This is a genomic window from Nocardia sp. MH4, assembly GCF_019266065.1.
GTDB classification, from domain to species: Bacteria; Actinomycetota; Actinomycetes; order Mycobacteriales; family Mycobacteriaceae; genus Nocardia; species Nocardia canadensis.
Window position 1 is genome coordinate 24,126 of record NZ_LPNR01000127.1, and the last position, 21,000, is coordinate 45,125.

The 21,000-nt window shown below is 70.3% G+C and carries 20 protein-coding genes and 2 pseudogenes; 17 read left to right on the forward strand and 5 right to left on the reverse strand.

From position 1 onward, the window contains the following. Window positions 1-4: 4 nt before the first annotated feature. From ATM97_RS30305 to pyrF, 4 genes are read left to right on the forward strand one after another with little or no spacing between them, the layout of a single operon-like run. Complete coding sequence (locus ATM97_RS30305; protein ID WP_218721672.1) at window positions 5-511, forward strand: transporter; 507 nt, start codon at window positions 5-7, stop codon at window positions 509-511. After that, complete coding sequence (gene carA / locus ATM97_RS30310; protein WP_218721673.1) at window positions 508-1,623, forward strand: glutamine-hydrolyzing carbamoyl-phosphate synthase small subunit; 1,116 nt, start codon at window positions 508-510, stop codon at window positions 1,621-1,623. The genes ATM97_RS30305 and carA overlap by 4 nt, the downstream gene beginning before the upstream one ends. Continuing rightward, window positions 1,623-4,985 (forward strand): carbamoyl-phosphate synthase large subunit, encoded by a 3,363-nt coding sequence (carB, locus tag ATM97_RS30315; protein WP_218721675.1) that lies wholly within the window; start codon window positions 1,623-1,625, stop codon window positions 4,983-4,985. Before carA ends, carB begins: the two co-directional genes overlap by 1 nt. Before the next feature lies 1 nt (window position 4,986). After that, window positions 4,987-5,811 (forward strand): orotidine-5'-phosphate decarboxylase, encoded by an 825-nt coding sequence (gene pyrF, locus ATM97_RS30320; protein ID WP_218721677.1) that lies wholly within the window; start codon window positions 4,987-4,989, stop codon window positions 5,809-5,811. Window positions 5,812-5,876: 65 nt separating this feature from the next. On the opposite strand, the gene ATM97_RS30325 is transcribed toward pyrF, so the two are convergent. Then, window positions 5,877-6,971 carry a serine hydrolase gene (locus ATM97_RS30325; protein WP_218721679.1) on the reverse strand — a complete coding sequence of 365 codons (1,095 nt, stop codon included), beginning with the start codon at window positions 6,969-6,971 and terminating at the stop codon, window positions 5,877-5,879. Between the two features lie 155 nt (window positions 6,972-7,126). Here ATM97_RS30325 and ATM97_RS30330 point away from each other — a divergent pair, with 155 nt between their 5' ends. The 3 genes from ATM97_RS30330 (at window position 7,127) to ATM97_RS30340 (ending at window position 9,673) form a co-directional block, all read left to right on the forward strand. After that, entirely contained in the window at window positions 7,127-7,774 is a 648-nt protein-coding gene (locus ATM97_RS30330) for a DedA family protein (protein ID WP_218721680.1), read from the forward strand. Between the two features lie 127 nt (window positions 7,775-7,901). Beyond that, complete coding sequence (locus ATM97_RS34820; RefSeq protein ID WP_218721682.1) at window positions 7,902-9,026, forward strand: sensor histidine kinase; 1,125 nt, start codon at window positions 7,902-7,904, stop codon at window positions 9,024-9,026. Next, a complete protein-coding gene (locus ATM97_RS30340) occupies window positions 9,017-9,673 on the forward strand; it encodes a response regulator transcription factor (protein WP_218721683.1) in 657 nt (218 codons plus the stop codon). The genes ATM97_RS34820 and ATM97_RS30340 overlap by 10 nt, the downstream gene beginning before the upstream one ends. 16 nt (window positions 9,674-9,689) lie before the next feature. Here the strand turns inward: ATM97_RS30340 and ATM97_RS30345 are convergent, their stop codons facing one another. Next, a complete protein-coding gene (locus ATM97_RS30345) occupies window positions 9,690-10,037 on the reverse strand; it encodes a DUF6463 family protein (protein ID WP_255588660.1) in 348 nt (115 codons plus the stop codon). Window positions 10,038-10,067: 30 nt separating this feature from the next. On the opposite strand from ATM97_RS30345, the gene ATM97_RS30350 reads away from it, so the two are divergent. From ATM97_RS30350 to ATM97_RS30390, 9 genes are all read left to right on the forward strand, one after another. Beyond that, complete coding sequence (locus tag ATM97_RS30350; protein WP_308248677.1) at window positions 10,068-10,658, forward strand: TetR family transcriptional regulator; 591 nt, start codon at window positions 10,068-10,070, stop codon at window positions 10,656-10,658. 347 nt (window positions 10,659-11,005) lie between these two features. Further along, window positions 11,006-11,326: an integration host factor, actinobacterial type gene (gene mihF / locus ATM97_RS30355; protein ID WP_043653536.1), complete on the forward strand. Its 321-nt coding sequence runs from the start codon at window positions 11,006-11,008 to the stop codon at window positions 11,324-11,326. 5 nt (window positions 11,327-11,331) lie between these two features. Beyond that, window positions 11,332-11,916 carry a guanylate kinase gene (gmk, locus tag ATM97_RS30360; protein ID WP_218721686.1) on the forward strand — a complete coding sequence of 195 codons (585 nt, stop codon included), beginning with the start codon at window positions 11,332-11,334 and terminating at the stop codon, window positions 11,914-11,916. Next, window positions 11,864-12,223 carry a DNA-directed RNA polymerase subunit omega gene (gene rpoZ, locus ATM97_RS30365; RefSeq protein WP_374104921.1) on the forward strand — a complete coding sequence of 120 codons (360 nt, stop codon included), beginning with the start codon at window positions 11,864-11,866 and terminating at the stop codon, window positions 12,221-12,223. The genes gmk and rpoZ overlap by 53 nt, the downstream gene beginning before the upstream one ends. 28 nt (window positions 12,224-12,251) lie before the next feature. After that, window positions 12,252-13,469 (forward strand): bifunctional phosphopantothenoylcysteine decarboxylase/phosphopantothenate--cysteine ligase CoaBC, encoded by a 1,218-nt coding sequence (gene coaBC / locus ATM97_RS30370; RefSeq protein WP_218721690.1) that lies wholly within the window; start codon window positions 12,252-12,254, stop codon window positions 13,467-13,469. 246 nt (window positions 13,470-13,715) lie between these two features. Continuing rightward, entirely contained in the window at window positions 13,716-14,927 is a 1,212-nt protein-coding gene (gene metK / locus ATM97_RS30375) for a methionine adenosyltransferase (protein ID WP_218721692.1), read from the forward strand. Window positions 14,928-14,941: 14 nt separating this feature from the next. Beyond that, complete coding sequence (locus tag ATM97_RS30380) at window positions 14,942-17,080, forward strand: primosomal protein N' (RefSeq protein WP_308248678.1); 2,139 nt, start codon at window positions 14,942-14,944, stop codon at window positions 17,078-17,080. Between the two features lie 147 nt (window positions 17,081-17,227). Further along, window positions 17,228-18,010 (forward strand): acyl-CoA thioesterase domain-containing protein, encoded by a 783-nt coding sequence (locus tag ATM97_RS30385; RefSeq protein WP_308248679.1) that lies wholly within the window; start codon window positions 17,228-17,230, stop codon window positions 18,008-18,010. 89 nt (window positions 18,011-18,099) lie between these two features. Beyond that, window positions 18,100-18,750: a maleylpyruvate isomerase family mycothiol-dependent enzyme gene (locus ATM97_RS30390; RefSeq protein WP_308248680.1), complete on the forward strand. Its 651-nt coding sequence runs from the start codon at window positions 18,100-18,102 to the stop codon at window positions 18,748-18,750. A 17-nt stretch (window positions 18,751-18,767) separates the two neighbouring features. Here ATM97_RS30390 and ATM97_RS30395 read toward each other — a convergent pair whose 3' ends face one another. Continuing rightward, window positions 18,768-19,613 carry an SDR family oxidoreductase gene (locus ATM97_RS30395; protein WP_218721695.1) on the reverse strand — a complete coding sequence of 282 codons (846 nt, stop codon included), beginning with the start codon at window positions 19,611-19,613 and terminating at the stop codon, window positions 18,768-18,770. A gap of 73 nt (window positions 19,614-19,686) precedes the next feature. Between ATM97_RS30395 and ATM97_RS30400 the strand changes: the two genes are divergently transcribed. Beyond that, entirely contained in the window at window positions 19,687-20,277 is a 591-nt protein-coding gene (locus tag ATM97_RS30400) for a TetR/AcrR family transcriptional regulator (RefSeq protein ID WP_218721697.1), read from the forward strand. Between the two features lie 2 nt (window positions 20,278-20,279). Here the strand turns inward: ATM97_RS30400 and ATM97_RS30405 are convergent. Together ATM97_RS30405 and ATM97_RS30410 are read right to left on the reverse strand one after the other, a co-directional pair. Further along, window positions 20,280-20,621 (reverse strand): annotated as a pseudogene (locus tag ATM97_RS30405) (nuclear transport factor 2 family protein); the annotation flags it as partial. 103 nt (window positions 20,622-20,724) lie between these two features. Next, a pseudogene (locus tag ATM97_RS30410) lies at window positions 20,725-21,000 on the reverse strand (LuxR family transcriptional regulator); the annotation flags it as partial.

A 21,000-nucleotide genomic window follows, 5' to 3' on the forward strand; every position in this document is an offset into this window, starting at 1 on the left:
GAACGTGGAAAGAACTCTGTGGGTACTGGGGTGTCTGGCCCTGTTCCTCCTGTGCCTGTGGCTGATGTACCGAGCCTGGCAGAAGAAGGCCGCGCGGCAGCAGGCACGCATCGGCGAGCTGCCGACGGTGCCCGCCGAGCTGGGCGCGCAACTACTGGAACCGACCACCGGCCTCTACCTGGGCAGCACCATCGCGCCCAGCTGGCAGGACCGGATCGCGGTCGGTGACCTGGGATTCCGGGCGACCGCCGAACTGACGCGGTTCGAACGCGGAATCCTGCTCGAACGCGACGGGGCGACGGTGATCTGGATTCCGCAGGAATCCGTGGTCGCCGTGCGGACCGAACGCGGACACGCGGGCAAAGTGATGACAGAGAATGGTGTGCTGGTAATTCGCTGGACACTGCCGACCGGAACCGAGATCGATACCGGATTCCGGGGCGACGACAAGACGGTGTACCCGGCATGGACCGCGGATGCGACCAGGGCGACGACGGGAGACGACGAATGACGAAGACAAAGGCAGCCCTCGTGCTGGAGGACGGCCGCGTGTTCCGCGGTACCGCCTTCGGCGCCGAGGGCCAGACCCTGGGCGAGGCGGTGTTCTGCACCGCGATGACCGGGTACCAGGAGACCCTGACCGATCCCAGCTACGACCGCCAGATCGTGGTGGCCACCGCCCCGCAGATCGGCAACACCGGCTGGAACGACGAGGACGACGAGTCGGGCAAGATCTGGGTCGCCGGCTACGCCGTGCGCGACCCCTCGACGATCTCCTCGAACTGGCGCGCCACCGGCACCCTGCAGGACCAGCTCGACAAGCAGAACGTGGTCGGCATCGCCGGCATCGACACCCGCGCGGTCGTGCGTCACCTGCGCACCCGCGGCTCGATGAAGGCGGGCATCTTCTCCGGCGCCGCCCTCGCCGACGACGCGGAACTGCTGGCTCGCGTGAACGGTCAGCCCTCGATGCTCGGCGCCGACCTGGCCGAAGAGGTCAGCACCGACGGCATGTACACGATCGAGCCGGTGGGCGACCACCGCTTCACCGTGGTCGCGGTCGACCTGGGCATCAAGACCAACACCCCGCGCATGTTCGCCGAGCGCGGCGTGCGCACCCACGTGGTGCCGTCGAACACCTCCCTCGACGACATCCTGGCGCTGAACCCCAACGGCGTGTTCCTCTCGAACGGCCCCGGCGACCCGGCCACCCAGACCGGCGCGATCGCGCTGACCCAGGGTGTGCTCGAGCGCGGGATCCCGCTGTTCGGCATCTGCTTCGGCAACCAGATCCTGGGTCGGGCCCTGGGCCGCCAGACCTACAAGATGAAGTTCGGCCACCGCGGCATCAACATCCCGGTGGTCGAAGCGGGCACCGGCCGCATCTCCATCACCGCGCAGAACCACGGCTTCGCCCTCGAGGGTGAGAAGGGCGAGGTGTTCGACACCCCCTTCGGCAAGGCCGAGGTCTCCCACATCTGCGCCAACGACGGCACCGTCGAGGGTGTGCGACTGATCGACGGTCGCGCCTTCTCGGTGCAGTACCACCCCGAGGCCGCCGCAGGCCCGCACGACGCCGCATACCTGTTCGACCGTTTCGCCGGTCTCATGGAAGGAGCCTGATGCCTCGCCGCGAGGATCTGAAGCACATCCTGGTGATCGGCTCTGGCCCGATCGTGATCGGCCAGGCGTGCGAATTCGACTACTCCGGTACCCAGGCGTGCCGGGTGCTGCGGTCCGAGGGACTGCGCGTATCGCTGGTGAACTCCAACCCGGCGACCATCATGACCGACCCCGAGTTCGCCGACTCCACCTACGTGGAGCCGATCACCCCCGAATTCGTCGAGAAGGTCATCGAGAAGGAGCGTCCCGACGCCATTCTCGCCACCCTGGGCGGCCAGACCGCCCTCAACACCGCGGTCGCGCTGCACGAGCGCGGGGTGCTGGAGAAGTACAACGTCGAGCTGATCGGCGCCGACTTCGACGCCATCCAGCGCGGTGAGGACCGGCAGAAGTTCAAGGACATCGTCGCCAAGGTCGGCGGCGAGAGTGCCCGCAGCCGGGTCTGTTACACCATGGACGAGGTCCGCGAGACCGTCGCCGACCTGGGTTTCCCGGTCGTCGTGCGCCCCTCGTTCACCATGGGCGGCCTCGGGTCGGGCATGGCCTACAACGACGAGGACCTCGACCGTATCGCCGGTGGCGGCCTCGCCGCCTCGCCGACCGCGAACGTCCTGATCGAGGAGTCCATCCTCGGCTGGAAGGAATTCGAGCTCGAGCTCATGCGCGACGGCCGCGACAACGTGGTCATCGTCTGCTCGATCGAGAACGTCGACCCGATGGGCGTGCACACCGGTGACTCGGTCACCGTCGCCCCGGCCATGACGCTCACCGACCGCGAGTACCAGAAGATGCGCGATCTGGGCATCGCGATCCTGCGCGAGGTCGGCGTCGACACCGGCGGCTGCAACATCCAGTTCGCGGTCGACCCGAAGGACGGTCGCCTGATCGTCATCGAGATGAACCCCCGCGTCTCGCGCTCCTCGGCGCTGGCGTCGAAGGCCACCGGCTTCCCGATCGCCAAGATCGCCGCCAAGCTGGCCATCGGCTACACCCTCGACGAGATCGTCAACGACATCACCGGTGAGACCCCGGCCTGTTTCGAGCCGACCCTGGACTACGTCGTCGTCAAGGCGCCGCGGTTCGCGTTCGAGAAGTTCCCCGGCGCCGACGCCACCCTGACCACCACCATGAAGTCGGTGGGCGAGGCGATGTCGATGGGCCGCAACTTCTCCGAAGCGCTGGGCAAGGTGTTGCGTTCGCTCGAGACCAAGGCCGCCAGCTTCTGGACCCTCGACGACGGACAGTGGGCCCCGCAGGATCCCAGCGATCCGGCGTCGGTGCGCGACGCCATCGAGGCTATCCTCGCCGACCTGCGCGTGCCCACCGAAGGTCGCATCTACCAGGTCGAGCGGGCGTTGCGCTTCGGCGCGAGCATCGAGGAAGTCGCGCTGGCCTCCGGTGTCGACCCGTGGTTCGTCGCCGAGGTCGCCGGCCTGGTCGCGCTGCGCCAGGAAGTGCTCGACGCGCCGGTCCTGGACGAGGACCTGCTGCGCCGCGCCAAGCACTACGGCCTGTCGGACCGTCAGCTCGCCGCCCTGCGGCCCGAGCTCGCGGGCGAGTCGGGCGTGCGCTCGCTGCGCCACCGCCTGGGTGTGCGGCCGGTCTACAAGACCGTCGACACCTGCGCCGCCGAGTTCGAGGCCAAGACCCCGTACCACTACAGCTCCTACGAGCTGGATCCCGGCGCGGAGTCCGAGGTCGCGCCGCAGCGTGAGCGCGACAAGGTGATCATCCTGGGCTCGGGCCCCAACCGCATCGGCCAGGGCATCGAGTTCGACTACTCGTGTGTCCACGCGGCGCAGACCCTCTCGGCCGCGGGCTACGAGACCGTCATGGTCAACTGCAACCCCGAGACCGTCTCCACCGACTACGACACCGCCGATCGCCTCTACTTCGAGCCGCTCACCTTCGAGGACGTCCTCGAGGTCTACCACGCCGAAACCGAGTCGGGCACCGTCGCCGGTGTGATCGTGCAGCTCGGCGGACAGACCCCGCTGGGCCTGGCGCAGCGGCTGACCGACGCGGGCGTGCCGGTCGTCGGCACCTCCGCGGCCGCGATCGACCTGGCCGAGGACCGCGGCGAGTTCGGTGACGTGCTCGTCGCCGCCGGGCTGCCCGCGCCCAAGTACGGCACCGCCACCACGGTCGAGCAGGCCAAGAAGATCGCCGCCGAGATCGGCTACCCGGTGCTGGTGCGCCCCTCCTACGTGCTGGGCGGTCGCGGTATGGAGATCGTCTACGACGAGACCTCCCTCGAGGGCTACATCTCCCGCGCGACCGAGCTCAACCCCGAGCACCCGGTGCTGGTCGACCGCTTCCTGGAAGACGCCATCGAGATCGACGTCGACGCCCTGTGCGACGGCGAGGAGGTCTACCTCGGCGGCGTCATGGAGCACATCGAGGAAGCCGGTATCCACTCCGGTGACTCCGCCTGCGCGCTGCCCCCGATCACCCTGGGCCGCAGCGACATCGAGGCCGTGCGCCGCTCGACCATCGCGCTGGCCAAGGGCATCGGCGTGAAGGGCCTGCTCAACGTGCAGTACGCCCTCAAGGACGACATCCTCTACGTGCTCGAGGCCAACCCGCGCGCGAGCCGCACGGTGCCGTTCGTCTCCAAGGCGACCGCGGTGCCGCTGGCGAAGGCCTGCGCGCGTGTCATGCTCGGCGCCACCATCGCCGAGCTGCGCAAGGAAGGCATGCTGCCGCCCGAGGGCGACGGCGGCCACGTGCCGCTGGACGCGCCGGTCGCGGTGAAGGAAGCCGTGCTGCCCTTCCATCGGTTCCGTCGCGCCGACGGCTCCGGCGTCGACTCGCTGCTGTCGCCGGAGATGAAGTCCACCGGCGAGGTCATGGGCATCGACGCCGACTTCGGCACCGCCTTCGCCAAGAGCCAGGCCGCCGCCTACGGCTCGCTGCCGACCGAGGGCACCGTGTTCGTCTCCGTCGCCAACCGCGACAAGCGCGCCATGGTGTTCCCGATCAAGCGCCTGCACGATCTGGGCTTCCGCATCCTCGCCACCGAGGGCACCGCGGAAACCCTGCGCCGCAACGGCATTCCGTGCGAGCAGGTGCGCAAGCACTCCGACCCGGAAGCCACCGACCCGGCGACCGGCATGCCGGAGGCCTCGATCGTCGAGCAGATCCGCGACGGCGAGATCGACATCGTGTTCAACACCCCCTACGGCAACTCGGGCCCCCGCGTGGACGGCTACGAGATCCGCACTGCCGCGGTGGGCGCGAACATCCCGTGCATCACCACCGTGCAGGGCGCGGCCGCGGCGGTGCAGGGCATCGAGGCGAGCATCAACGGCGGCATCGGCGTGCGCTCGCTGCAGCAGCTGCACTCGGTGCTGCGGGGCTGACATGCACAGCTTCGGTCACCGGTTGCAGCACGCCATGCGGGAATTCGGCCCGCTGTGCGTCGGCATCGACCCCCACCCCGGCCTGCTTCGGGCGTGGGGGCTCACCGAGGACGTCGACGGGCTCGAGGCGTTCGCCGAGATCTGCGTCGAGGCCTTCGACGGCCGCGTCGCCCTGGTCAAGCCGCAGGTCGCGTTCTTCGAGACCTACGGCTCGGGCGGTCTCGCGGTGCTCGAGCGGACCATCGAGGTGCTGCGGGCCTCGGGCACCCTGGTGCTGGCCGACGCCAAACGCGGCGACATCGGTTCCACCATGGACGCCTACGCGCACGCCTGGCTCGGTGACGGCCCGCTGGGCTCCGACGCCGTGACGGTCTCGCCGTATCTCGGGTTCGGGTCCCTGGACCCGGCGCTGAGTCTGGCGCAGGCCAACCATCGCGGCGTGTTCGTCCTCGCGGCGACGTCGAATCCCGAAGGCGCGCAACTGCAGCGGATCACCGCCGCGGACGGCCGCACGATCGCCCAGACCATGGTCGACGAGGCGGCGGCCCGCAACACTGGCCACGGCTTCGGCTCGGTCGGCGTGGTCGTCGGCGCGACGCTCACCGAGGCGCCGGACCTGTCGGCACTCAACGGCCCCATCCTGATGCCCGGGGTCGGCGCGCAGGGCGGGGGAGCGGACTCCATCCGCGCCCTGGTCCCCGCGGCGAACCTGACGGCCGTGGTGCCCAATGTGTCGCGCGAAGTTCTCAACGCGGGCCCGTCGGTGACGGCGCTGTGCGACAAGATGACTCAGCTGCAGGAGGAGTTCGCCTTCCTTCAGGCCTGACGACAACGAGGGGCCGGGGTGGCGAAATGCTGCCCCGGCCTCGTCGTTTCCATCGCGTTCCGCGGTCAGGCGAGGCAGTAGGTCGCGGTGACCGTCGCGAACAGCGACAACGCGTCCGACGACGCCGCCGAGCCGAGGACCATCGTCAGCGAGCGGCCATCGGTCGACCGGAACGCATACGAGACGTATCCGAGCAGCTCACCGCCGTGCCCCCACAGCTCGTCACCGCACGGTGGGGCGAAACGCTGCAGGCCCAGACCGTAGTGGAAACCCATGCCCATCGGGACGGTCTCGCGCATCCGGTCCAGCGAGGCGGGGCTGATCAGCCGCCCGCCCAGCAACGCGGCGTAGAACGCATCGAGATCGGCTGTGGTGGAGAGCATTTCGCCTGCGGCCCAGTCCAGCGACGGGTTCATCTCGGTCACGTCCACGCGGCCCGCGCCGTCGATGTCGCGATGTGCGGTGAGGGCGGGTGCGGGGAGGCGGGGGTCGTCGCCGGGCACGGTGGTGGCGGTCAACCGCAGGGGAGTGAGAACGCGGTTGCGGATCTCGTCGCCGTAGCGGTGGCCTGTCACGTGCTCGATGAGCAGGCCGAGCGCGATGTAGTTGGTGTTCGAGTACCGGAAGCGGGCGCCCGGCGCGAAATACGGGTCGTGGCGCACCGCGGTGGCGAGCAGATCGCGGGGCGCGTGACTGCGAAATCGATCGTCGCCGCGCCACCGGTTCGTCGACAGGCCGGGTTCCTTCATGTAGTCGTAGAGCCCGCTGGTGTGATTCATCAACTGCCGCACCGTGATCCGGTTTCCGTCGGGAATCGGGTCGGGTAGCTGTGCCGCGATCGAACCATCCAGGTCGACCTTGCCTTCGTCGACCAGTTGCAGCACCACGGTGGCGACGAAGGTCTTGGTGATGCTGCCGATCCGGAACCTGCTGTGTGGGTCGGGCGTGGACTGCCCGGTGCCGCCGTACTGCCACTCCCGTTGCCGTTCCCCCTCGGAGATCCGAAGCACGATGTCGGTATCGGTCCACCGCGCCGCGGCCTCGACCGTGTCCCCGACCACCCGCCAACGCGCCGTCACGAGGACGGTGGCGGCCACCAGCACGGCCGTCAGCACGGTGCCCAGAACGACCGCAGAGGCACGAAACAGTTTCTGTCGCATAGGGTTCGACGCTAGGGGCGCTCCGTGCCGCCAACGAGGGTGCAGGCCCCGGGACCGGGGTGCGGAAAACCCCACCCCTCGACTGCGGTCGCACCCCGCCGACCGGATGGTTGGCGCTACTGATCGCCGAGCGCCGCGTTCCTAGCGTCGAAAGCATGGAAACGACAGGCACTTCGACCGAACTGACCGGCATCGCGGGATGGGCGGTCCAGTTGATGGAACAGCTCGGCGGACTCGGCGCCGGCATCGCCATCGCACTCGAGAACCTCTTCCCCCCGCTGCCCAGCGAGGTGATCCTGCCGCTGGCGGGGTTCACGGCCGGCCGCGGCCGGTTCGGCCTCGCCGAGGTGCTGCTGTGGACGACGCTCGGTTCGGTCCTCGGCGCGCTGGCCCTCTACGGCCTCGGTGCCGCCCTGGGCCGCGACCGGCTGCGCCGCATCGTCGACCGGCTGCCCCTGCTGCGCCTGTCCGACCTGGACCGCACCGAGGACTGGTTCGCCCGCCACGGCGACAAGGCGGTGTTCTTCGGCCGCATGATCCCGATTTTCCGCAGCCTGATCTCGATCCCGGCCGGTGTCGAACGGATGCCGGTGGGGCGCTTCACCGTGCTGACCACCGCGGGCAGTCTGCTGTGGAACGCGGTCTTCGTGTTCGCGGGGTACTTTCTCGGGGAGAACTGGCACGTCGTGCAGACCTACGCCGGTGTGCTGCAGAAACTGGTCATCGCCGCGGTGCTCGTGGCCACGACGTGGTTGCTGGTCGGCCGTCTTCGTGACCGACGCGCCCGGATCGACGTCCGATGACGACGGCTACCGCACCGCCGATGTCGGGGCGGCGGGCCGAGACCGTCGTGTCGCCGCCGTTCGCCCCGTACGGTGCTGTGACCGTGCGGCGGTCATCGATGTGGCCGGGGCACGGGAGGATCGGGTGATGGGTTCTTCTCCGGCGCGATCATCGCGCGGCGCCGCGGTGATCGCGGGGTATCTGCTCGGCGTCGTCACCGCGCCGCTCGACCTGCTCGGTGTGCTGGCCGCGCCGGTCGCGATGCCGGTCACCGATCGGATCGTGGCGGTCGAGCGGTGGCGGGTGACGCGGCTGCTCGGTGGTCGCGCGACCGCTGCCCCCGGGGGCGCGCGGGCGGCCGGATATCTGGCGGTTCGCGCGGTGATCGGGTCGGTCGGGGCGGTGGTGCTCGCGCTGTGCGGTGCGGGCGTCGTGGTCGCGGCGGCCCTGGTGTACGGGGCGAGCACCGGCGCCGCGGTGGCGATCGTCGATGCCACCGCACCGGGGCAGATCACCTGGACGACGGTGGCGGTGGTCGTGCTGCCCGGCGCGGTGCTGTGTTTTCTCGGGGTGCAGGGGCTGGTCGGAGTGGTGCGGGCCGAGGCGTGGGCGCTGCGGCGCAGCGTGCGGCCGGGCTCGGGCGAGCTGGCCCAGCGAGTGGCGCAGCTGACCACGACCCGGGCCGAGGTGGTCGACATCATCGACGACGAACGCCGCCGCATCGAACGCGACCTGCACGACGGCGTGCAGCAGCGCGTGGTCGCCCTGTCCATCCTGCTCGGGCGGGTGGAGCGCGAATCCGACGGCGCCGCCAGGGCCGAGCTGCAGCGGCGCGCGATCACCGAGACCGGGTACATCCTCGACGAATTGCGTGAGGTGTCGTGGCGCATCTACCCGGCGATGCTCGCCCGCGACGGACTCCACGCCGCGCTCGAGGCCCTGGTCGATCGGACCCCGCTGCCGACCCGGCTCGACTACGCGCTCACCGAGCGTGCCCCGCACCGGGTCGAATCGGCCTGCTACTTCGCCGCCAGCGAGGCGATCACCAACGCGATCAAACACTCCGGGGCCGCGGCCGTCGCGGTCGGCGTCGAGCGCGACGGGCCGGTCGTGCGCCTGCGGGTGCGCGACGACGGCATCGGTGGCGCCGACCCCACCGGCCACGGGCTCGCGGGGATGGCCACCCGGGTCACCGCGATGGACGGCACGATGAGGGTGGACAGCCCGCCGGGCGGCCCGACGACCGTCACCGTGGAGGTTCCGTGCGAATAACCCTGGCCGAGGATTCCGCGCTGCTGCGCGAGAGCCTGGCCCAGCTGCTGACCGCCGAGGGCCACGAGATCGTGGACTCCGTCGGCACCGCGACCGAGCTGCTCGCCGCCGTGCGGGTCCGGCCGCCCGATCTGGTCATCGCCGATGTCCGGATGCCTCCCGATCACGTCGACGAGGGCATCAGAGCGGCACTGGAGATCCGCCGGGACCAGCCGGGTATCGCGGTCCTGGTGCTCTCGCAGTACGTCGAGCGCAGGCACGCCGCGGAATTCCTGACCGGCACGGGCGGCATCGGTTACCTGCTCAAGGACCGGGTCGCCGCGATCGGCGCGTTCCTGGACGCCGTCGAGCGGGTCGGCGCGGGCGGCACCGCCTTCGATCCGGAGGTGGTGCGTCAGCTGCTGCTGCGCAATCGCGCCGATGCGCCGCTGCACCGGCTGACCGAGCGTGAGCGCGCGGTGCTCGAGCTCATGGCGCAGGGCCTGAGCAATGCCGCGATCTGTCAGCAGCTGTTCGTCACTCGTAGCGCCGTCGAGAAGCACATCAACGCGATCTTCACCAAGCTGGACCTCCCCGCGGGCGAAGCGCACAACCGGCGCGTTCTCGCGATCCTGCAGCACCTGCGCGCGGGTGCGGTCGACGCCTAGCCGGTGCTCGTCGCGGTCAGGCGTGCGCCGCGGCGGGAATCCGGCCGTGCCACCAGCCCAGCGCGCCGACACCGAGCGGCACCAGCAGGGTGAGGAACCCCGACAGCGGCATGTACGCCAGCCCGGCGACGGTCGTGACGGCGAGGGCGGCGAGGACCGGCACCGGGACGAAACCGCGAGCGCGCTCCAGCTCGATCATGGCCAGGCCGAGTCCGATGCCGACCACACCGAACAGGGTGAACCAGAACGACAGTTCGGTGCCCTGATCGCCGGCCGCGAGCAACGCCACCCCCATGATCGTGTGCACGGTCGCGATGAACACCAGGGCGGCCCCAGCCAGCGGAAATCTAGTTCTTGAATTCATGTTCATAAACTGTGCCACTAGGCTGAGCCGGTGGCAAGACCCCGTCTCTTCACCGACGACCAGGTGCTCGACGCGGCCCGTGACCTGCTGGTCGATTCGGCGATCATCCGGCCCGCCATCGCCGCGATCGGCAAGGCTGCCGGCGTGCACACCGGGTCGATCTATGTGCGATTCGCCTCACGTGACGAACTGCTCGCCCGGCTCTGGCTGCGCTCGATCCGGCGTTTCCACGAGGGCCTGCTCGACGCGCTCGCCGGGCCGTCGCCGCTGCTGGCCGCGGCGACCTACCTGCCCCGGTACTGCCGCGAGCACCCGACCGAGGCCAGGGCGATGAAGATGTTCCATCGCGACGAACTGCTCGCGGTCGGTCCCGACGAATTGCGGCACGAGATCGCCACGGTCAACGACGCCATGAATGCCGCCCTGCTGGCCGCGGTGGTCACCGAATTCGGCACCGCCGACGCCGAGACCACCGCCGTCGCGGAGGCCGCGGTGAAGGCGATTCCGTACGGCTTGGTGCGTGACTACATCGCCCGCGCGGCGCCGATTCCGGCGTGGATCGACGAGGTCACCGCGACCGCCACCGGCGCGGTTCTGGATCGTTTCCATTCCCGATCTTGACGACACACTGTGCGAAATCCTGCGACACGCGGGGATTTTCCGGAAACCCGCTGGTCGCGCGCCACCGGGTTTGCGGGGCCTGTGACCGCCACGGGCGCAACCGAATGGCTAACATCGCCCATATCGGCATAACCGCAGGTGGGGATGCATTTTGTGAATTCGGCGGTACGATCGGGGCGGAAGAATCGCCGGTCACCGCATCGGGCCCGCGCGCCCCATACGGCATGCGTAATCCGGCCCTGACCTGGGGGTCGGGTTCGCAATCGGCGGGCGTCGTGGGTACGGTCGCACAGACCGTCCGGGTAACCGGCGGTAGATCTAGCAATGAACGATGAGACGGAGGAACCGTGGCCCTTCCCCAGCTGACTGACGAGCAGCGCGCCGCTGCTTTGGAGAAGGCGGCTGCCGCTCGCCGTGCTCGGGCGGAGCTCAAGGAGCGCCTGAAGCGTGGCGGTACCAACCTGAAGCAGGTCCTCACCGACGCCGAATCCGATGAGATTCTCGGCAAGATGAAGGTCTCTGCGCTGCTCGAGGCTCTGCCGAAGGTGGGCAAGGTCAAGGCTGCCGAGATCATGACCGAGCTGGAGATCGCCCCCACCCGGCGGCTCCGTGGCCTGGGCGACCGTCAGCGCAAGGCGCTGCTGGCTCGCTTCGACTTCGACGCCTGATTCAGGTGGTCGAACACACGCGGAAGGGTCGGCTGGTTGTACTGGTCGGCCCCTCGGCCGTGGGTAAGTCCACGGTCGTGCGGTGCGTGCGGGAACGCCTGCCCGAACTGGTTTTCAGCGTGTCGGCGACGACCCGGGCCCCCCGGCCCGGGGAAGTCGACGGCCGGGACTACCGTTTCGTTTCCCGAGCCGAGTTCGACGCCATGATCGAGGCGGACGAACTGCTCGAATGGGCAGACATCCACGGGGGGTTGCAGCGCTCGGGCACCCCCGCGGCCCCGGTGCGCGAAGCGCTGGAGGCCGGACATCACGTCCTGCTCGAGGTCGATCTGGCCGGTGCGCGATCGGTTCGGCAGGCGATGCCCGAAGCACTGCTGGTGTTTCTCGCACCGCCGAGCTGGGAAGAACTGGTCTCGCGCCTGCGGTCACGCGGCACCGAGACGCCCGAGGTGATCGAGCGCAGACTCGAGACCGCCCGGGTCGAATTGGCGGCCTGTGACGAGTTCGACACGGTCATCGTGAACAGCGAGGTGACGACTGCCTGCGAGCAGTTGGTATCGTTATTCGTTAGCACAAATTCGAGTTCTTGACCCACTAACCCCGCAGGAGCCTCCCCTAGTGAGTACGGACACCGCAGCCGCGCCCGCGTACGACACCCCGATCGGCCTCACCAACCCGCCGATCGACGAGCTGCTCGAGCGCACGTCGTCCAAGTACGCCCTGGTGATCTACGCGGCCAAGCGCGCGCGTCAGATCAACGACTACTACAACCAGCTCGGTGACGGCATCCTCGAGTACGTCGGCCCGCTCGTCGAGCCCGGCCTGCAGGAGAAGCCGCTGTCGGTCGCCATGCGTGAAATCCACTCCGACCTGCTCGAGCACACCGAGGGCGAGTGACAATCTCTTTTCCGGAGGCGTAGAGACCATGCGGATCGTCGTCGGGGTCGGCGGGGGCATCGCCGCCTACAAGGCGTGTGCCCTCGTTCGCCGGTTCACCGAGACCGGCCATCAGGTGCGGGTCATCCCCACCGAGTCGGCCCTGCAGTTCGTCGGTAAGGCGACCTTCGAGGCACTGTCCGGCCAACCGGTGCACACCGGTGTGTTCGCCGATGTGCCCGAGGTGCCGCATGTCCGGATCGGCCAGGAGGCCGATCTCGTCGTCATCGCCCCCGCCACCGCGGATCTGATGGCGCGCGCCGCACAGGGGCGCGCCGACGATCTGCTCACCGCCACCTTGCTGACGGCTCGATGTCCGGTGCTGTTCGCGCCCGCGATGCACACCGAGATGTGGGAGCATCCGGCGACGGTGGCCAATGTCGCGACGCTGCGAGCGCACGGCGCCAATGTCATGGAACCCGCGTCGGGCCGGCTCACCGGCACCGACACCGGTCCGGGCAGGCTGCCCGAGCCGGAGGAGATCTTCGGCCTGGCCTCGCTGCTGCTCGAACGCCCCGACGCGCTGCCCCGCGACCTGACCGGTCGCCGCGTGGTGATCACCGCCGGTGGCACCAGGGAACCGCTCGATCCCGTGCGTTTCCTCGGCAATCGCAGCTCGGGCAAGCAGGGCTACGCCCTGGCCCGGGTCGCCGCCCAGCGTGGCGCCCAGGTGACGCTGATCGCGGGCAACACCATCGAGCTCGCGCCGCCCGCCGCCGTGGACCTGGTCCACATCACCACCGCCGACCAGCTCAAGACCGCGGTCGACAAGCACGCGCTGGGCGCGGACGCGGTGATCATGGCGGCCGCGGTCGCCGATTTCCGTCCGACCCATGTGGCCGCTGCGAAGATCAAGAAGGGCGCAGACGAGCCCGACGTGATCCCGCTGACCAAGAACGAGGACATCCTCGCCGGCTTGGTCGACGCCCGCACCGACGGCAGGCTCGCCGGCACCGCGATCGTCGGCTTCGCCGCCGAGACCGGGGACGACAACGGTGACGTGCTCACCCACGCGCGCGCCAAACTGGCCCGTAAAGGCTGCGATCTGCTCGTGGTCAACGCGGTCGGGGAGGGCAAGGCGTTCGAGGTGGACACCAACGACGGCTGGTTGCTCGGCGCCGACGGCACCGAACAGGCCCTCGATCACGGGTCCAAGGCGCTGCTGGCCAGCCGGGTGCTCGACGCGCTCGTCCCGCTCCTGCGCTGACCGGGTACGGTCGCCGATAGCTTCGCGAGATCTGTTGCGCTGCAAGGATCGTCGCGCAGTGTACGGCGTGTGGACGCCGTCCGTGGGCGCCTTCGCCGGTTCGGTGAACAGTCCGGGACAGTCTGTGTGCACTGCGCCACCTCGTCGGTGGTTTGGAATAGTCTGAGAAGAAGGGTTGTGCGGTAGCACCGAGAAGTTACCGTCACAAGCCGACACGAGTAACCCGTTGAGGGAGAGGGAATAACTGTGCGTACGACAGGTAGTCGGCTATTCACCAGTGAGTCCGTGACCGAGGGGCATCCGGACAAGATCTGTGACGCGATCAGCGATTCCATCCTCGACGCGCTGCTCGCGGCGGACCCGCGCAGCCGGGTCGCGGTGGAGACCCTGGTGACCACGGGTCAGGTGCATGTCGCGGGCGAGGTCACCACCTCCGCCTACGCCGACATCCCGCGGATCGTCCGCGAGAAGGTCCTCGAGATCGGATACGACTCCTCCGCAAAGGGTTTCGACGGAAACTCCTGTGGTGTGAACATCGCGATCGGTGCCCAGTCGCCCGACATCGCGCAGGGTGTCGACACCTCGCACGAGGCGCGTGTCGGCGGTTCCGACGACGAGATCGAACGGCAGGGCGCCGGTGACCAGGGCCTGATGTTCGGCTACGCCACCACCGACACCCCCGAGCTGATGCCGCTGCCGATCGCGCTCGCGCACCGGCTCTCGCGCAAGCTCACCGAGGTCCGCAAGTCCGGCGTGCTGCCGTACCTGCGTCCCGACGGCAAGACCCAGGTCACCATCGAATACGACGGTGACAAGCCGGTCCGGCTGGACACCGTGGTCATCTCGACCCAGCACGCGGCCGACATCGACCTGGACAACCTGCTGGCCCCCGACATCCGGTCGAAGGTCGTCGACGCCGTCATCGGCGATCTGAACCTGCCGACCCTGGACACCTCCGACATCCGCCTGCTGGTCAACCCGACCGGCAAGTTCGTGCTCGGTGGCCCGATGGGTGACGCGGGCCTGACCGGCCGCAAGATCATCGTCGACACCTACGGCGGCATGGCACGCCACGGTGGTGGCGCGTTCTCCGGCAAGGACCCGTCGAAGGTCGACCGCTCGGCCGCCTACGCCATGCGCTGGGTCGCCAAGAACGTCGTGGCCGCCGAGCTGGCGGAGCGCGTCGAGGTGCAGGTCGCGTACGCGATCGGCAAGTCGGCGCCGGTCGGCCTGTTCGTCGAGACCTTCGGCACCGAGAAGGTCGATCCGGCCCGCATCTCCGCCGCCATCTCGGAGGTCTTCGACCTGCGTCCGGGCGCGATCATCCGCGACCTGGACCTGCTGCGCCCGATCTACGCGCCGACCGCGGCCTACGGTCACTTCGGCCGCACCGACGTCGATCTGCCCTGGGAGCACACGGACCGCGCCGACAAGCTGCGCGCGGCCGTCGGCCTGTAAGACCCACCGCCCGCGTGGCAGCGGACGACACGACGACAGCAGCGGGACACCCGATCGCTCGGGTGCTCCCGCTGCTGTCGCCTGCGCACCTGGACCGCGACTTCGACTATCTGGTACCCCCGGAACTGGACGAGATCGCGCAGCCGGGGGTTCGGGTCCGAGTCCGGTTCGCCGGCCGCCTCGTCGACGGGTACCTGCTCGAACGTCTCCCGCACAGCGAGCACACCGGCAAGATGGTGAAGCTCGAACGCGTCGTCTCCCCGGAGCGCGTCCTCACCCCGGAGATCCTGCGGCTGGCCACCGCCGTCGCCGCCCGGTACGCGGGCACCCGCGCCGATGTCCTGCGCCTGGCCATCCCGCCCCGCCACGCCCGTACCGAGACCGGCGGAACCAAGAAGTCCACTGCTGCAACAGAATCCGCGCTCGACGAAGCGGAACCGGCTGCTGCTGAAGCCGATTCGCCGGCGGACGGCCCGTCGTCACCAGCGGTGGGTCCGGGCGATTGCGTCGAAAAGGATTCGCCCGCAGCGGTTCCGGACGCGGTGGCGAGCGATCCTGTCGATACCACCGCGTGGAACAGGTACCAGCACGGCGGCGCCTTCGTGGCCGCGCTGAGCGCCGGACGCGCACCCCGGGCGGCCTGGCAGGCGCTGCCCGGGGAGGACTGGGCGGCGCGGCTGGCCGAGCTCGCCGCGACCGTGGTCGCGAGCGGTCGCAGTGCCGTGCTGATGGTGCCGGATCAGCGCGACCTGGATCGGCTGCTCGCCGAATGCGTTCGGCTGGTGGGGGATTCGGCCGTCGGGCTGTCGGCCGGGTTGGGGCCCGCCGCGCGGTATCGGCGGTGGCTGGCGGTGCTGCGCGGACAGGCGCGCGTCGTCGTCGGTACCCGCGCGGCCGTCTTCGCGCCCGCGCGTGATCTCGGACTGATCGCCCTCTGGGACGACGGTGACGACACCTACGCCGAGCCGCGGGCACCGTATCCGCATGCCAGGGAAGTGGCGATGCTGCGTGCCCACGAGACCGGCGCCGCCTTCGTCGCGGCCGGTTTCGCCAGGACCGCGGAGATCCAGGCCGTCGTCGAGTCCGGCTGGGCGCGGGACCTGCTCGCCGAACGCCAGGTGCTGCGCGAGGTGATGCCCCGGATCAGCGCGCCCGGCGACACCGACTTCGCGCTGGAACGCGACGCGCTGGCGCGGGCGGTCCGTATGCCCGGTGTCGCGTTCGCCGCCGCCCGCGCGGCGATCAAGGAGAACGCCGCGGTCCTGGTCCAGGTGCCCCGGCGCGGCTATGTCCCCTCGCTGGCCTGCGCGAAGTGCCGGACCCCCGCGCGCTGCAGACACTGCAACGGGCCGTTGGCGTTGCCACAGTCGAGCACGGGCGAAGCCGCGAGCCCGCAGTGCCGCTGGTGCGGCATCACCGAGGCCGCCTACCGCTGCCAGGCGTGCGGTGCGCGCGCACTGCGCGCGATGGTCATCGGCGCCGCCCGCACCGCCGAAGAACTCGGCCGCGCCTTCCCCGGTGTCCCGATCCGTGGCTCGGGTGGCGGGGAAGTGCTCGACAGTGTCGAACCGGGTGCGCAGGTCGTGGTCGCGACCGTCGGCGCGGAACCGCTGGTGCGGGGCGGCTACGGGGTCGCGCTGCTGCTGGACGGCTGGGCCCTGCTGGGACGGGCCGACCTGCGCGCGACCGAGGACACCTTGCGTCGGTGGATGGGCGCCGCCGCGCTGGTCCGCCCGCGCGGGCAGGTGATCGTGATGGCCGAGCCGTCGCTGCCCACCGTGCAGGCGCTCGTGCGCTGGGACCCGGTCCATCACGCCGCCGCCGAGCTGGCGGCGCGCGCCGAGGTCGGCTTCCCGCCCGCGGTGCGGCTAGCGGCGATCGACGGCACCACCGCCGCCATCGCCGAATTGCTCGAGGCCACCCAGCTGCCGGACCGGGTCGACATCCTCGGACCGGTGCCGCTGCCGCCGACGGCCCGCAAACCCTTCTCCGGCTCCGACCAACCGGCCGAGGTCGAGCGCATGCTGCTGCGGGTGGGCCGGACCGAGGGCGGTCCCCTCGCCCGGGCGCTCACGGCGGCTCAGGCGGTGCGCAGCTCGCATCGGTCCGACGCGCCGTTGCGGGTGCAGATCGACCCGGTCGACATCGGCTGACGGTCGGGTCGGAGGCGCCCGGCGACAGCGGTCGGCCTGGTCGTCGCGCGCCTGCCGCAGTGGTGGTCCCGAACCCTGTCCTACCATGACCTCGGGTGAGCAGAGAGGATCGTGGTGGAGTTCTTCACGACACGCGACGGGACGTACGTGGCGAACGATCTGGCGGTGAGCCGCTGGTCGCCGAATCAGCTGCACGGCGTCGCGGTGTGCGGCCTGCTCGCGCTGGAGGCCGAGAAGCACAGTCCGGGAACGGGATTCGTCCCGGCGCGGCTCTCGGTCGACCTGTTCCAGCAGGTCACCCGGGACCCGATCACGCTGCACAGCGCGGTGGTGCGGGCGGGCAATCGCATCAAGGTCGTCGATTCCTGGCTCGTCCAGCAGGACCAGACGCGGGCCAGGGCGACAGTGACCTTCCTGGCCGCCGCCGACGACCCGCCGGGAACGGTCTGGCAACCGCTGCGGACGCTGCCGGTCCCGACGGAACGACGCGACGATCCGCGGGGTGCCCTTCCACTGTTCAAGTCCGGTGACGGCGACTGGATCACCGACTTCGGCGCGGCGCGTGACGCCGAGCGCAAGGTCACCTGGCAGAACCTGCCGCCGCTGGTGGCCGGGGAACCGTTCACCCCGTTCCAGCGGGCCGCCGCCACCGGCGACCTCACCAACCTCGTCTGCCACTGGGGTTCGCGCGGTGTCGGCTACATCAACGCCGACATGACGCTCACCCTGTCCCGCCTGCCGGTGGGCCCGGAACTCGGCATGCAGGCCCTCGACCACGTCGGCAACGCCGGTGTCGCGGTGAGTACCGCGACGATGTACGACCGCGAAGGCCCGCTCGGCACCTGCGTGATCACCGCCGTGGCCAACGACCGGCGCCGGTCGGCCCCCGCGCACCGTGGCGAACCGGTGCCCGCGACCGCCGAGGGCTGAGACCGGCACCGATGAATTCGGGGTGCCCGCGTCGTCTGCACTGACGACGGCGCACGCCCGCGCGTCCCCGAACCGTGCCTGGAGGCCCCGTGGCGACACCTCTCTCCCGCGACGAGCTGTGGGCGATGACCCACGCCGAACGGGCGGCCCTCGCCGACGATCTCGCCGGTCTGGACGACGCGCAGTGGGCCCGGCCGTCGCTGTGCGGGACCTGGGTGGTCGAGGAGGTCGTCGCCCACCTGACCGCCGCGGCGAGCATCGGGCGACTGCGCTGGCTGGCCAGTGTGCTCGGCGCCCGCTTCGACTTCGATCTGCACAATGCCCGGCGGCTGGCCGAGCACCGCGGGTCCACACCCGCCGAGACGCTCGCCCGGTTCCGATCGATCGCCACCAGCACGACCGCGGCGTCCGGGCACACCGCGGCCTGGCTCGGCGAGGTCGTCGTGCACGGTCAGGACATCCGGCGTCCGCTCGGGCTGCCCACCACCCCGACGACGGCCGCCGCCACCGCGGTCGCCGACTTCTACGCGAGCCGCGATTTCACCGTGCCCAGCCGGACCACCATCGCCGGCCTGCGCCTGGACGCCACCGACGGGCCCTTCGCCACGGGCGCCGGTCCGCTGGTCACCGGTCCGACGATCGCGCTGGTGATGGTCATGGCGGGCCGCAGCACCTACGCCGACGACCTCACCGGGCCCGGCCTGCCGACGCTGCGAGCCCGCCTGGCCGAGAAGCCCTGAGCGGGCCTGGACCCTGCTCAGAGATACAGCGCGCGCTGCCGCAGCACCCACTGCGCGTACGAGGTCGCCGGGCGACCGAGCACCCGCTCGATATCGCCGCTGACCTCCTGCTCGGCCGTGGTCGGCGTGCCCAGGATGGTCAGCGTGTGGTCGGCGACCGCCTCCGGCATGAAGCGCAGCATGTTCGCCTTCGCCTGCGCGGCGTCGAGTTCGACGAAGCTGATCGGCTCGTCGACGGCCGCGGCGATCGCGGCCGCTTGCTCTCGCGGGGTCACGAGCGCCGGACCGGTCAGCGTGTAGGCGCGTCCGGCATGCCCATCGGCGCGCAGGGCGACGGCGGCGACCGCGGCGATGTCGCCCGGGTCGACCGCGGGCAGGCCGACGTCGCCGAACGGCGCGGCGACAGTGCGCGCGGTGCGCACCGGCTCGATCCAGGCATAGGTGTTGGAGAAGAACGCGCCCGGCCGCAGCACGGTCCAGGCGAGGTCGGACTCCGCCAGCGCCCGCTCGAACGCGATGGTGCGCGCGTAGCCGGCGGAGTCGGGCCGGGTCACCGCGCCTTGCGAGGACACGAACACCACCCGGCCGATACCGGCCGCGGACGCGGCCTTCAGCAGCTGAGCGGGCTCGGGCCCGGTCATCAGCTGCTCGCCGGTGATCAGCAGGAACAGTGCGTCCGCGCCCTGGAGCGCGGGGGAGAGGCTGTCGAGGTCGCCCAGGTCGGCCACGACGTGCTCCACCCCCGCGGGCAGGTCGACGGGCGCGGCGCCACGCGACACGGCCCTGACCCGCTCACCCGCCTCGGCGAGCAGGCCGACGAGCGTGCGGCCGATATTGCCGGTGGCACCGGTGACGACGATCATGAGAGCTCCTTGAGTTAGTTGGCTGACTAACTCACCGTAGCAACGATCGACGGGGCTGTCTATAGTTAGTTGCATGACTGACTCAGTGGCGCAGGGGCGGCCGAAGATCGGGAAGCGGGAGCGGCTCGTGGCGGCGGCCGCGCGGGTCTTCTACGAGCAGGGCGTCGAGAAGACGACCATCGCCGACATCGCCGCCGCGGCCGACGTGCCGGTCGGCAACGTCTACTACTACTTCAAGACCAAGGATCAGTTCGTCCAGGCCGTCATCGACACGCACGCGGGGGTGCTGGCGGAGATCGTCGCCGGGATCGAGCCGCTGCCCGGCCCGGCCGAGCGTTTGAAGGCGATGGTCGCGAGCTGGGTGGAGCAGCGCGATCTCGCCGCGCGCTACGGCTGCCCGACCGGCTCGCTGGCCGCCGAACTCGACAAGCGTCCCGATGCCTTCGGCGGCGAACCGGCACGGCTGATGAGCCTGCTCATCGACTGGGCCCGGGGGCAGTTCGCCGAACTCGGCAGGCCCGACGCCGCCGAACTCGCCGTCGCCTTCGTCGCGGCATATCAGGGAATCTCCTTGCTCGCCAACACCTTCCGCGACCCCGGCCTGATGGTGACCGAGGGTGCGCGGTTGGCGCGCTGGATCGACGAGCTGGCCGGGCGGGGCTGAGCTCACCCGGCGGGCTGCCAACCCGAGCACAGCAGATCGATCGTGGTGATCCGGTCCTGAGCGGTCGTCAGGAACGCCCGCTGCTCGGCGATCCTGGCCGCGCCGGGATCGTGAGTCGGCCGCATCCGGACCAGCCAGTGCAGGGCGAGCTTGTCGCCGCGGCGTTCGTGACCGGCGTCGACGACGGCGAAGTCGTCCGGTCCGCCGAACCAGCCGCGGAACCGGTCGATAGTCGCGGCCGGGCCCAGCGCGTCGAACGGGCCGGGCGGGATGAGGCCGCGCAGGCGCACTTCGGGAGCGAGGCAGGCGGTCATGGCGGTGAAGTCGCGCCGGATCAGTGCGGCGAGAAACGCGTCGGCGACCGGGGATTCGGTCGACTTCGGGGGGGAGGGTGGACGTGGTCATATCGGAAGTGTCGGCTCCGCGGGGCGGCCGGACATCGGGCGATCACCCGATCTTCGCGCGCTGATCCTCGTCCGGCAGCAGACCGTGGCGCATCGCGAACACCGCGGCCGAGCCACGGCTGTGCACCCCGATCTTGGTGTAGATGTGCTCGATGTGGCTGCCCGCGGTGAGCCCCGCGACCTGGGCCCGCTTGCGTGGCCTGCGGCCCTCGGCGGCGGCCGGCACCGCCGCGACGGCGTCACCGTCGAGCCGCCCGCTGTCACCTCGGCGCGCAGGATCCGCGCCCGCTCGTCGGGATCGGCGGCCCGGCGGTGCGGG